At 69.3% G+C, this 11,064-nt stretch carries 13 protein-coding genes; 6 read left to right on the top strand and 7 right to left on the bottom strand.

Annotated elements, in window-relative coordinates; all coding sequences use genetic code 11:
* Window positions 1-114: 114 nt before the first annotated feature.
* Complete coding sequence (locus OG747_RS21965) at window positions 115-339, top strand: helix-turn-helix domain-containing protein (protein WP_405881052.1); 225 nt, start codon at window positions 115-117, stop codon at window positions 337-339.
* 259 nt (window positions 340-598) lie between these two features.
* Here the strand turns inward: OG747_RS21965 and OG747_RS21960 are convergent, their stop codons facing one another.
* The 4 genes from OG747_RS21960 to OG747_RS21945 form a co-directional block, all read right to left on the bottom strand.
* Window positions 599-1,051 (bottom strand): hypothetical protein, encoded by a 453-nt coding sequence (locus tag OG747_RS21960; protein WP_405881051.1) that lies wholly within the window; start codon window positions 1,049-1,051, stop codon window positions 599-601.
* An 828-nt stretch (window positions 1,052-1,879) separates the two neighbouring features.
* Window positions 1,880-3,103, bottom strand: a complete 1,224-nt coding sequence (locus OG747_RS21955; RefSeq protein ID WP_405881050.1) for an MFS transporter — start codon at window positions 3,101-3,103, stop codon at window positions 1,880-1,882.
* Between the two features lie 6 nt (window positions 3,104-3,109).
* The gene (locus OG747_RS21950; RefSeq protein WP_405881049.1) at window positions 3,110-3,571 is read right to left on the bottom strand and encodes an ArsI/CadI family heavy metal resistance metalloenzyme; all 462 of its coding nucleotides are present in this window, start codon (window positions 3,569-3,571) and stop codon (window positions 3,110-3,112) included.
* A 36-nt stretch (window positions 3,572-3,607) separates the two neighbouring features.
* Window positions 3,608-4,975 carry an FAD-dependent oxidoreductase gene (locus OG747_RS21945; protein WP_405881048.1) on the bottom strand — a complete coding sequence of 456 codons (1,368 nt, stop codon included), beginning with the start codon at window positions 4,973-4,975 and terminating at the stop codon, window positions 3,608-3,610.
* A 292-nt stretch (window positions 4,976-5,267) separates the two neighbouring features.
* On the opposite strand from OG747_RS21945, the gene OG747_RS21940 reads away from it, so the two are divergent.
* The gene (locus tag OG747_RS21940; protein ID WP_405881047.1) at window positions 5,268-5,633 is read left to right on the top strand and encodes an ArsR/SmtB family transcription factor; all 366 of its coding nucleotides are present in this window, start codon (window positions 5,268-5,270) and stop codon (window positions 5,631-5,633) included.
* A gap of 187 nt (window positions 5,634-5,820) precedes the next feature.
* A complete protein-coding gene (gene pstS, locus OG747_RS21935) occupies window positions 5,821-6,966 on the top strand; it encodes a phosphate ABC transporter substrate-binding protein PstS (protein ID WP_405881046.1) in 1,146 nt (381 codons plus the stop codon).
* A 27-nt stretch (window positions 6,967-6,993) separates the two neighbouring features.
* Here the strand turns inward: pstS and OG747_RS21930 are convergent, their stop codons facing one another.
* From OG747_RS21930 to OG747_RS21920, 3 genes are read right to left on the bottom strand one after another with little or no spacing between them, the layout of a single operon-like run.
* Window positions 6,994-8,052 carry an ArsO family NAD(P)H-dependent flavin-containing monooxygenase gene (locus OG747_RS21930; RefSeq protein WP_405881045.1) on the bottom strand — a complete coding sequence of 353 codons (1,059 nt, stop codon included), beginning with the start codon at window positions 8,050-8,052 and terminating at the stop codon, window positions 6,994-6,996.
* Window positions 8,049-8,831 carry an aquaporin gene (locus tag OG747_RS21925; protein WP_405881044.1) on the bottom strand — a complete coding sequence of 261 codons (783 nt, stop codon included), beginning with the start codon at window positions 8,829-8,831 and terminating at the stop codon, window positions 8,049-8,051. Before OG747_RS21925 ends, OG747_RS21930 begins: the two co-directional genes overlap by 4 nt.
* Before the next feature lie 38 nt (window positions 8,832-8,869).
* Window positions 8,870-9,178 (bottom strand): ArsR/SmtB family transcription factor, encoded by a 309-nt coding sequence (locus OG747_RS21920; RefSeq protein ID WP_405881043.1) that lies wholly within the window; start codon window positions 9,176-9,178, stop codon window positions 8,870-8,872.
* Window positions 9,179-9,270: 92 nt separating this feature from the next.
* Between OG747_RS21920 and OG747_RS21915 the strand changes: the two genes are divergently transcribed.
* From OG747_RS21915 to trxA, 3 genes are read left to right on the top strand one after another with little or no spacing between them, the layout of a single operon-like run.
* Entirely contained in the window at window positions 9,271-9,684 is a 414-nt protein-coding gene (locus tag OG747_RS21915) for an arsenate reductase ArsC (RefSeq protein ID WP_405881042.1), read from the top strand.
* Window positions 9,681-10,664, top strand: a complete 984-nt coding sequence (gene trxB / locus OG747_RS21910) for a thioredoxin-disulfide reductase (protein WP_405881041.1) — start codon at window positions 9,681-9,683, stop codon at window positions 10,662-10,664. Before OG747_RS21915 ends, trxB begins: the two co-directional genes overlap by 4 nt.
* Before the next feature lie 17 nt (window positions 10,665-10,681).
* Window positions 10,682-11,005, top strand: a complete 324-nt coding sequence (gene trxA / locus OG747_RS21905) for a thioredoxin (RefSeq protein WP_405881040.1) — start codon at window positions 10,682-10,684, stop codon at window positions 11,003-11,005.
* Window positions 11,006-11,064: the final 59 nt, after the last annotated feature.

Here is an 11,064-nt window from a genome sequence, read left to right as displayed (position 1 = left end):
CTCGCGCGACCGGGGAGGACCGGATGGGTCAGACTTCACTTCATGCCCCAAGGAGATGCCCGTCGACTGCCGCCGCGCGCTTATTGCGCGAGCGGTGTGTGGCCTGAGGCCGTCATGGAGGAGCATCACGGGGCGCGCGTCGCCCAGGCGCTGGCCGCCAGGCTCCTGGCGGCGATCGAGAAGAAGGGCTGGTCGGTGGCCGAAGTGTCCCGGCGCAGCGGTGTTGCCCGTTACACCATTGCCAAGGCGCTGGCCGGCGAGGCCTGGCCCGACTTGCTCACCATCGCCAACCTGGAAAAGGCCCTGGAAGCGGACCTGTGGCCGGGGCGAGAAGTGTGACGTCGGTGGCCGTGAAGGCCGAAGGAAGGGCTGTTCGAGACTGAACACAAAGGGGTCATCCCTTCGGGCGAAGGGCAGGACCATATTTCGCAACGCGCTACCGGCGGCGCGAGGCCGTCCGTAAAATACAGCGTGGCACGAACTGATCCGGCACTTTGGAAGGTTCTCGGGAGGTTCGTCGCTGCAGGCCGCCACCATGGAAGAAATTCCAGGTGGCGGCCTTCCTTTTGTGCGTAAGTGTTGGGTGTTCGGTTCTGTTCTACGGTGCCGGCCGGACGCCGGTCGCGTGCTGGTAATTCGAACCCGGGTGCTTCACGAGTTCCCCGGCCCGCATGAGCTCGTCCATCGTCACGCGGACACTCTTCGACTTGGTGGGCACGCCCAGGGCTTCCGCCATGGAGCCTGCCTTCCAGTGTCGCTGGGGGTCCTGGCGCATCAGCTCGCGGATGCGGTCCTTGCGGGTCTGGCCTTGAGCGTTGGGCACCGTCATGTCGTTGTCTTCGTCGTCATCCGCCGACTGCCGCTGGTCGGGGATGCCGTGGCGCCTCCAATCCTCCGCGGTGTCCTTGTGCCTCTTGATCTGGCGCATCAGGCGCAGCTCCTGACGCACCTTGTAGAGGTCCTTCTGCAGGCCGTCCTCTTTCTCTTCGAGCTTCTCGATGTGCGTGTCCGGGTCACCGGCAAACTCTTCCCACGGAAGGTCCTCAATCATTGGTGAACCGTATCTATGACAGGGCATCGGTAACCCTCTCCGCAAGGGGTAATTCACTCGAACTGGCGACGAGATCAATTACCTTTGTCGGCCGAGTTCGAGAGTGCTCGAAAAGGTTGGAATTTTCCCCTGTGGTACTTCTTGTTGCGGCGTAACGTTTCGCTGTTCCGCTTTCATTTGCTCATTGCGGGCTGTGGTTACCTTTCCTGTGTTTCTTTATATCCGGTCGGTGTCAGAGGTGGACTTTCCGGGTATTTTTTCCGGCCTGCCTGTTGTGTCGGGTCCTGTCTCGAAGGAAATGGCGCGCGAGGAAACACCGTCGAGTTGCGCGTCGGTGGGGTAGGCCTGGCGATCCCGCGCCTGTTTTTGAGGGGAAGGCGAACAGGTAGGGAGGTATGGGACGTGTGCCTCATCAGGCACAGGCCACGGCTGTGCTCGGCTCTCTCATGGGTTTTCTGGGGCTGGGGTGCCGGATGAGACAGGATCTGGGCATAAGGCGACGGCGGGTGCGCACATGAACATGCCTCCGCGCCTGAACGCTGGTTGTCCCCAGGGGCCAGTGACGCGGGCAGGCGGTCTGAAGGCAGATACCTGATGCCGGTCCGTCCGATGGCTGGCTTGTGTACAGGGGAATCCGCTGAGACAGGTAGAGCGGTGGGCCAGGGGCAGGTACCGAAAGGAAACCCTGGCGGGAAGGGAGAGCCTCTCAACCATCCATCATCCGCAATAAGTTCAGCGCCCTTCTACAAGAGCGTTCTGTCCCGCCGAGGTGTCTGGTGGGGCGGCAGGGCAGAACGGCTCACGGGCGCTCGTGAGAGCCCGGCGGATTCACTGCACGTCGGGTCGACGAGCGGTCTGACCTGAGGCGAGTGCCAGCACAGCGGCTGCGGCAGAAAGCACAGCAAGGACGAGGAACAGCCCGTCGTAGCCGCCGAGAGGGCCGGCCAGGGTTGCGCCGGCCCAGGGGGCGAGGGCCGCGGCCACGGTGGCCGGGGCGCTGAGGAGCCCGGAGAGCTTCCCGTAGTGCGATGTTCCCCAGCGGTCACTGACGGCGGTGGCCTGGAGCAGGGTGAGATTGCCGCGTACGACTCCGGCGAGAACAGCCAGCAGGATCAGCAGCGGGATGGGGCCGTGCACGAGGGCCAGGGCGGTCGTGGTGACTCCGCCTGCTGTGATGAGGATGGCTGTGCGGGTGGTGACGCCGGTCGTGCGGGCGAGGGCGGCGTAGAGGGTGCGGCCCAGGGTCTGTCCGGCTCCGCCGAGTCCCAGTGCCCAGGCGGCCGTTGCCGGATCTGCGCCGCGCTCGATCATCAGGGGAACCATGCCGAAGACAACCGCGTACATGGCGAATCCGGAACAGGTGAAGGCCAGTGTGAGCAGCAGGAAGGGGCTGCTGCGGGCGATCGGCGTTCGGCTGGGGGGCGCTGTTGGGGACGGTGCGGGCGGCCAGGGGGCTTTCAGAGCCAGGGCGTGGGCCGGAATGGTGACTGCTGCGAGGACGATCGCGAGCACGCCGTAGGTGGTGCGCCAGCTGAGATGGTCGGCAAGCAGGGCGGTGATCGGGGCGAACACGGTGCTGGCCAGGCCGCCGGCGAGGGTGACGATGGTCAGGGCGCGGATGCAGTCGGGTCCCCACCAGCGCGTGAGTGCGGCGAAGGCAGGCTGGTAGAACGTGGCCGCCATGGATGCGCCGGCCATGAGCCAAGCCGCCGCGAAGACGTAGAAGTTGGGGGCTACGGCGATGATCAGGACGGACGCGGCCGCGAGCAGCGAACCGGTGGTCATGACGGCGCGAGGTCCTCGCCGGTCAAGGATGCGACCGACCGGTATACCCGCAACGGCCGAAGTGAGCAGGGCGGCGGAGAACGCTGCGGTCGCGGCGCCCCTCGACCAGCCGGTGTCCGCTGTCAGGTGCGGGAGGAGAACAGGGAACGCGTAGTAGACGATGCCCCAGCTGGTGATCTGCGTGACGCACAGGGCGGGCAGAGCGGCGCGGGGCCGCGACCGGTCCCCGGCTCCGGTCGCGGCCCCGCTGGTCTGAAGGTTGGTCATCAACGATCAGCAGCAGCCTGCCGCTGAGGCCGTCGACTCCTCCGGCGCGGCCTCGCTCGGGCCCGTGCAGCAGGCGCTGCCCTGCTGCTTTGCCAGGGACTCGGCGTCGGCCTTGACGACGTAGACCTCCCAGGGTTCCTGTCCCGGGCCGTGGACCCAGACCTTGTCCTGGAGGGCGTAGCAGCAGGTGGTGTCGTTCTCCTCGACGGTGGCCAGCCCGGCTTCGGCGAGCCGGACGGTGGCGGCATGCACGGCCTCGGCCGTCTCGACCTCGACGCCGAGGTGGTCCATACGCGTGTCGTCCCCTTCCTTGCCTTCGACGAGGACGAGCTTGAGCGGGGGCTCGGTGATGGCGAAGTTGGCGTAGCCGTCGCGGAGTTTGGCGGGCTCGGTGCCGAACAGCTTGGTGTAGAAGGCGATGGACGCGGCGAGATCGGGGACGCGGAGGGCGAGCTGTACACGGGACATGGCGAGCCTCCTGCTGGTGATGGGTGGGGTGGTGGGTCAGCAGCCGCCGGACGAGACCGGGGCGCCGATGCCGATCTGGAGGGTGGCGGGTGCGGCGCAGCAGCCACCACCTTCGCTGCTCTGCGCGGCGTCGGGGTCGTCGAACAGGCCCGCGCCGCCACAGACTCCGGTCTCCGGCAGGGTCAGCTCGACGCGCTCGGCGGCCTCCCGGTCTCCGGCGAGTGCCGCGGCGATGGAGCGGACCTGCTCGTAGCCGGTCATGGCCAGGAACGTGGGGGCGCGGCCGTAGGACTTCATGCCGACCAGGTAGACGTCCTTCTCCGGATGGGAGAGCTCGTTGACGCCGTGCGGGTAGACCGTGCCGCAGGAGTGGACGTTGGGGTCGATCAGCGGGGCGAGCGCGGTCGGGGCCTGGAGGCGCTCGTCGAGGCCGAGGCGGAGCTCGGAGAGGAAGGACAGGTCGGGGCGGAAGCCGGTCAGGACGATGACCTCGTCGACCGGGTCGAGGCGGCGGCCGTCTTCCGCGATCAGGACCAGGTGACCGTCGGCGTCGCGCTCGACGGCCTCCGTGCGGAAGCCGGTCGCCGCGGATGCGTGGCCGGCCTCGACGGCGGCCTTGGCGCGCAGGCCCAGAGCGCCGCGGGCGGGCAGCTCGTCGGCCTCGCCACCGCCGTACGTGCCGGCGCCGATGCCGCGGCGCAGGATCCACACCGCATGCGTGCCGTTCTCTTCCTTCGCCAGGTCCGCCAGGTAGGCCAGAGCGGTGAAGGCGGAGGCTCCGGAGCCGACCACGGCGGTGCGCCTACCCGCGTAACGGTCACGTACGGCCGGGTCCTTGAGGTCCGGGACGCGGTAGGAGATGCGGCCGACGGCCGACTTCTCGCCCAGGGCGGGCAGGCCGTCCGCGCCGATGGGGCTGGGCACGGACCAGGTGCCGGAGGCGTCGATGACGGCGCGGGCAGTGATGCGCTCCTCGCGGCCGTCGGCGGTCGCGATGTGCACGGTGAAGGGCTGCTCGTCGCGTCCGGAGTCGACGACGCGGTCGCGGCCGGCGCGGGCGACGCCGGTCACGGTGGCGCCGTAGCGGACCTTGTCGCCGAGGGCGTCGGCGAGGGGCTGGAGGTACTGCTCGGCCCAGTCACCGCCGGTCGGGTAGGCGGCGCCGTCGGGGCGGACCCAGCCGGTGGGGGCAAGCAGCTTCTCGGCGGCGGGGTCGACAACCTCGGCCCAGGTGGAGAACAGCCGCACGTGCGACCAGTCACGGACCGCCGCGCCCGCAGCGGGCCCTGCCTCCAGGACGAGCGGTTCGAGGCCGCGTTCGACGAGGTGGGCGGCGGCGGCCAGACCGATCGGGCCGGCTCCGACGACCACGACGGGCAGCTGGTCGGTGGCTGGTGCGTTCACGAGGTTCCCCTTTGCTTCGACGTTTGTCGATGTCTTGCGCGGCCAGCATGGCACCTGTATCGACAAGCGTCAACATAGACACACGTCGAATTTGCATCATGGATCAACTACCGCCCCGGGCTCGCACGCGTCGGGCCGGGGTGGCAGCGCAGCCCGCCCTCGCGCTTCCCGGGCGGTGTCGTGCGGGGCGGAGAGTGGATCGCCCAGCAGCCCGCCAAGCGTGTGACCTGCGGCCGAACCGGTACCTCGCAAGGCCTCGTCGCCCTGGTTCGACATGTGTCAACATAGACATATGTCGAACACGAAGGTGTTGCCGCTGCTGGAGCCCGAGGTCCCGGAGGTCACGGCACCCTGCTGCCCGCCGCTGACCGAGCGGCCACTGAGTGCTGCGGAGGCCGAGCGGACCGCCGCGATGTTCAAGGCGCTCGGTGACCCGGTCCGGCTTCGGCTCTTCTCGCTGGTCGCCTCGCACGAGGGCGGCGAGGCGTGCGTGTGCGACATCTCTGACGTCGGTGTCTCCCAACCGACCGTGTCCCATCACCTGAAGAAGCTCAAGGAAGCGGGACTGCTGACCTCCGAGCGGCGCGGGACCTGGGTGTACTACAAGGTCGAGCCGTCCGTCGTGGCAGCCATGGGACAGATGCTCACGCTTCGCTGACCCCGCCGGGGACGGCACGCGTGCGCCGCGCGCGCGACAGGAACACGTCAGCCGACGTTCGCTCGAAGGCCGCCAGCGCGGGCCATACATAGGCAAGCATCTATGTTCTGACGGGTGGGGCCCTGCCGACCGCCGAACGCGGTGTCGACTCCGAGCTGCCCCTGCCCGCTGTCCCAAGGGGGTACGGGTGCAGCATCGACGCAGGGGACGCGCACGCTGGGTGCCGGTCGGCGCGGCCATGGCGGCGGCCGCCCTCTCGGTCGGGGGCGGGCTGTGGATATGGATCGACGATTCCGGCGCGCCCAGTGGCATCAGCGCCGCTGCCCCCAGGGCATCGGCGGATCCGCGGATCGGCTGTGGCGCGAAGGGCCAGTTGCCGGGCTCCGGTTCCACTGCCCAGCAGAACGCGATGAAGTACTGGATCAAGGAGTACCAGCGGGCGTGCCCGGGGGCGCAGGTCGCCTACAACCCGGTGGGTTCCACCGCCGGCGTCGCCCAGTTCTTGCGGGTCGCCACCGCGTTCGGGGGAACCGACGGCGCGCTGTCGCCAGACGACGTCAAGCAGTCACGCGGTGCCTGTCCGGGCGGCCACGGCATTGACCTGCCTATGGTGGGCGGCCCCATCGCGGTCGGCTACAACCTGCCGGGGGTCAATGACCTCGTTCTCGACGCCCCGACCCTGGCCAGGATCTTCGACTCTGTCATCACCAGGTGGAACGACCCCGCCATACAGGCGTTGAACCCCAGCACCGAACTGCCTGACCTGGTCATCCAGGCCGTGCATCGGTCCGACGGCTCCGGTACCACCCAGAACTTCAGCGCCTATCTCGCGGGGGCAGCCCCGCAGCACTGGCCTTACCCCGCGGCGAAGTCCTGGCAGGGCAGGGGCGGTCACTCGGCCAAGGGTTCCGACGGGGTGGCCACAGAGGTGAACACCACCAGCGGCGCGATCGGCTATTTCGAGCTGTCGTTCGCCACCGCGCGCGGGATCCCCACCGTCAAAGTCGCCACGGGGGCGCTGGAGCCGGTGGCCCCGACTCCGAAGGCGGCTTCGGCCGGCATCGCCACGGCCAAGGTGACCGGCAAGGGCAAGAACATCACCCTCCAGCTCGACTACTCCACGAAGGACGCGGGTGCCTACCCGATCGTCCTGATCACGTACGAGATCGTGTGCGACAGGGGAAACCAACCCGCGACTCTGCCATTGCTGAAGTCGTTCCTTGCCTACACCGCAGGCGAGGCGGGCCAGAGAGTCCTTCTCGGCATTCAGTACGCGCCCCTGCCGGAGATCATCGCGGCGCGGGTACGGGCAGTCGTCGGCACGTTGTCGTAGCAGTCCGGCCCGTGCCGTCAACGGGCTTCATGCCCGCACCAGTTGCGCGATCTCGCGGGACGCGTCACGGGCGGGGCGGCCGACGCCGATGAGGGTGGCGGAGGCGGGGCCGGTCCAGTCTCCGTAGCCGAGCAGGTGCAGGCGCGGTTCGTCCGCGGCGCGTGTACCCGTCGTGGCGATGTGGCCGCGCCGGCCGCGGAGTTGGAGCGGGGCGAGGTGGGAGAGCGCCGGGCGGAATCCGGTGCACCAGATGACGGCGTCGGCTTCGGTGCACGTACCGTCCGCCCACTCGACGCCGCCGCGGGTGAGGCGGCTGAACATCGGGGCGGCTTTCAGCAGTCCGCGGTCGCGGGCATCGCGAACGGGCGGGACAGCCACGATGTCGCCGAGCGAGGCGACACCGCCGGTATCGGAGCGGCCCGCGTCGAGAGCGCGGCGGCGGGCGGTGGCCGCATCGAAGAGGGCACGGCCGTCGATGTCGTCGGCCAGGAAGCGGGGCGGGCGCTGGGTGACCCATGTCAGGTCGGTCTCAGAGGCGAGGTCGGCGGCGATCTGCGCGCCTGAGTTTCCGCCGCCGACCACGATCACGCGGCGGCCCACGAAGTCCTGCGGCCGCCGGTATTCCACGGTGTGCAGCTGCATGCCGCCGAAGACACCTCGACCCGGGACGGCGGGAAGGAAAGGACGCCACCAGGTGCCCGTCGCGCTGAGGACCGCCCGCGCGCGCCAGGTCCCGGAGTCGGTGTCGACGCGCAGGAGTTCACCGTCCCGGTGCACTCCCGCGACGCGGACCGGTCGCTCGACGGGCAGGTCGTAGCGTTTCTCGTAGTCGCGCAGATACGACACCACGTGCGCCGCGTCCGGATACTCCTCGCCCGCCTGCGCCGGCATCAGCCACCCCGGCAGCGAGGAGAACGCGGCCGGGGAGAACAGGTGCAGCGAGTCCCACGTGTACTGCCACGCGCCGCCCGGTGCGGCCTGGGCGTCGAGGATGACGAACTCGATGCCCAGACGGCGCAGGTGGTACCCGGCGGCGAGCCCGGCCTGGCCGCCGCCGATCACGACGACCTGGGTCGTCCGCGTCATTCGGCGGGCTGCTCGGCCTCGCCCCGGCCGGGCAGGAAGATGAGCGCCACCAGCGCCAGCCCCACCACGGCACCGACGAGCTGCATCCCGATGAACCCGGCGACCGAACCCGGCGCGATGCCCGCGAAGGTATCGGTGAAGGCGCGCCCGATCGTCACCGCCGGGTTGGCGAAGGACGTCGACGAGGTGAACCAGTAGGCCGCACCGATGTAGGAGGCGACGGCCACCGGCGCGAAGCGCAGCCGGTCGGTGCGGGCCAGGCCGAAGATCAGCAGGATCAGACCGGCCGTCGCCACCACCTCGCCCAGCAGCAGGTGACCTGCCGAGCGGTCATGCGTGGACCACTTCACCAGCGGCTCACCGAACATCGCGTCCGCGAGCACGGCGCCCGCTATCGCGCCGACGATCTGCGCCGGGACGTACACCGCCGCCTCGCGTGCGGTGACTCCCGCCCCGCCGCGCCGGGCCGTCCACCACTCGGCCAGAGTGACCGCAGGGTTGAAGTGTGCGCCGGAGACCGGGCCGAGCAGGGTGATCAGGACGCCGAGCCCGAAGACCGTGGCCAGCGAGTTGGCCAGCAACTGCACGCCCACGTCCTGGGACAGCTCGGTGGCCTGAATGCCGGAGCCCACCACCACCGCAACCAGGGCGGCGGTGCCGACCAGCTCGGCGGCCGCCTTGGCGACCAGGGGCGTACGGGGCGGGGTGGCACCCGGCGCGGGCTGCGGCTCGCCGGCGGAGACGACGGGCCCCGCTGCGGACTCGTGGGTGGCGGTCAACAAACACTCCTTGGAACAGTCGCCTCAAGCGACGGGGATCAGGGGCAGGACCGCTTGTTGTCGGCGGCGGTGCGGGCGGACTCGGCCAGGTCGGCGAACTGGCCCGCGAGCTGAGCGATGACGTCGGGGCGCAGCTTGTAGTAGGTCCACCGTCCACACGGCTCCGTCTCGACGATCCCGGCCTCGCGCAGCACTCTCAGGTGGTTGGAGAGGTTGGTCTGCTTGGCGCCGGTCTCCTCGATCAGGTGCGTGCTGCAGAGGGTCTCCTTGGCGAGCAGGGTGACGATCTGGAGGCGGAGCGGGTCGGCCAGAACCCGGATCAGATCAGCGTCGACTGACATCAGCATGCACTGATACTGTCACATCAGTGGTGGCTGACACCACCGGGTGCTGATGTCATTCGCGCCTGATGTCGTCGTGAGACAAGAGAGACCACCTGATGTCCGACAAGCCCTCCGTGCTGTTCGTCTGTGTCCACAACGCCGGCCGTTCCCAGATGGCCGCCGCGTGGCTGACCCACCTGGCCGGGGACCGTGTCGAGGTCCGCTCCGCCGGCTCCAACCCGGGCGACAACGTCAACCCGGCCGCCGTCGAGGCCATGGCCGAGGTCGGCATCGACATCTCCGCCGAGGTCCCGAAGATGCTCACCGTGGACGCGGTGAAGGAGTCGGACGTCTGCATCACCATGGGCTGCGGCGACACCTGCCCCGTCTTCCCCGGCAAGCGGTACCTGGACTGGGAGCTGGAGGACCCGGCGGGCCAGGGCGTCGAGGCCGTACGTCCGATCCGGGACGAGATCAAGGTGCTGATCGAAGGCCTGATCAAGGAGATCGCGCCGGAGCCCCAGGCATGAGCACGGCGACGGACATACGCAACGTCATCATCATCGGCTCCGGCCCCGCCGGCTACACCGCCGCTCTGTACACCGCCCGCGCCTCGCTGAAGCCGCTGGTCTTCGAGGGCGCGGTCACGGCCGGCGGCGCGCTGGTGCAGACGACCGAGGTCGAGAACTTCCCCGGCTTCCGCGACGGCATCATGGGCCCGGACCTCATGGACAACATGCGGGCCCAGGCCGAACGCTTCGGCGCCGAGCTCGTCCCCGACGACATCGTCGAGGCCGACCTCACCGGCCCCGTCAAGACCGTCACCGACAGCGCGGGTACGGTCCACCGGGCGAAGGCCGTCATCGTGGCGACCGGCTCGCAGCACCGCAAGCTGGGCCTGCCGGGCGAGGACGAACTGTCCGGCCGTGGCGTGTCGTACTGCGCGACCTGCGACGGCTTCTTCTTCCGCGAGCACGACATCGTGGTCGTCGGCGGCGGCGACACCGCGCTGGAGGAAGCCACCTTCCTCTCCCGCTTCGCCAAGTCCGTGACGATCGTCCACCGGCGCGACGCCTTGCGGGCCTCCAAGGCCATGCAGGACCGCGCCTTCGCCGACCCGAAGATCTCCTTCGCCTGGAACAGCGAGGTCGCCGCAGTCCACGAGGACGGCGGCAAGCTCGCCGGACTCACCTTGCGCGACACCGTCACCGGCGAGACCTCCGAGCTCGCGGCCACCGGGCTTTTTGTCGCCATCGGCCACGACCCGCGCACCGACCTGGTCACCGGTCAGCTGGAGTTGGACGGTGAGGGCTACCTCAAGGTCGCCTCCCCCTCCACGCGTACGAACATCCCAGGCGTCTTCGGCGCCGGTGACGTGGTCGACCACACCTACCGCCAGGCGATCACCGCCGCGGGTTCCGGCTGCGCGGCAGCCCTGGACGCCGAGCGGTACCTCGCCGCCCTCAGCGACGCCGACGTCGCGGGTGAGCCCGCCACGGCCGCCGTCTGACCAGCTGGAGCAACGTCATGGCTCTCAAGAACGTCACCGAGGACTCCTTCGAGCAGGACGTCCTGGACAGCGACAAGCCGGTCCTGGTCGACTTCTGGGCCGCCTGGTGCGGCCCGTGCCGCCAGCTCTCCCCCTCGCTGGAGGCGATCGCCGCCGAGCGCGGCGACAAGATCGAGATCGTCAAGCTGAACATCGACGAGAACCCGGCCATCGCCGCCCGTTACGGCGTCATGTCCATCCCGACGCTGCACCTCTACGACGGCGGCGAGGTCATCCAGACCATCGTCGGGGCCAAGCCGAAGGCCGCCCTGGAACGCGAACTCGCCGACCACCTCGCCTGATACGCGTCACCGGTGGGGGCGCACGCAGCGCCCCCACCGAGCCCCTCTCTTCTCCGATC

The organism is Streptomyces sp. NBC_01384, from assembly GCF_045040035.1.
Classification (GTDB): Bacteria; Actinomycetota; Actinomycetes; order Streptomycetales; family Streptomycetaceae; genus Streptomyces.
Note: the sequence above shows the minus strand (reverse complement) of the source record. Positions and strands in the feature narration are given on the sequence as shown.

Excerpts from the sequence above, each read along its gene's own strand:
- OG747_RS21965 (WP_405881052.1), top strand. The coding sequence starts at position 115 with ATGGAGGAGCATCACGGGGCGCGCGTCGCCCAGGCGCTGGCCGCCAGG.
- OG747_RS21960 (WP_405881051.1), bottom strand. The coding sequence starts at position 1,051 with ATGATTGAGGACCTTCCGTGGGAAGAGTTTGCCGGTGACCCGGACACG.
- OG747_RS21955 (WP_405881050.1), bottom strand. The coding sequence starts at position 3,103 with ATGACCAACCTTCAGACCAGCGGGGCCGCGACCGGAGCCGGGGACCGG.
- OG747_RS21950 (WP_405881049.1), bottom strand. The coding sequence starts at position 3,571 with ATGTCCCGTGTACAGCTCGCCCTCCGCGTCCCCGATCTCGCCGCGTCC.
- OG747_RS21940 (WP_405881047.1), top strand. The coding sequence starts at position 5,268 with ATGTCGAACACGAAGGTGTTGCCGCTGCTGGAGCCCGAGGTCCCGGAG.
- OG747_RS21930 (WP_405881045.1), bottom strand. The coding sequence starts at position 8,052 with ATGACGCGGACGACCCAGGTCGTCGTGATCGGCGGCGGCCAGGCCGGG.
- OG747_RS21920 (WP_405881043.1), bottom strand. The coding sequence starts at position 9,178 with ATGCTGATGTCAGTCGACGCTGATCTGATCCGGGTTCTGGCCGACCCG.
- OG747_RS21915 (WP_405881042.1), top strand. The coding sequence starts at position 9,271 with ATGTCCGACAAGCCCTCCGTGCTGTTCGTCTGTGTCCACAACGCCGGC.
- trxB (WP_405881041.1), top strand. The coding sequence starts at position 9,681 with ATGAGCACGGCGACGGACATACGCAACGTCATCATCATCGGCTCCGGC.
- trxA (WP_405881040.1), top strand. The coding sequence starts at position 10,682 with ATGGCTCTCAAGAACGTCACCGAGGACTCCTTCGAGCAGGACGTCCTG.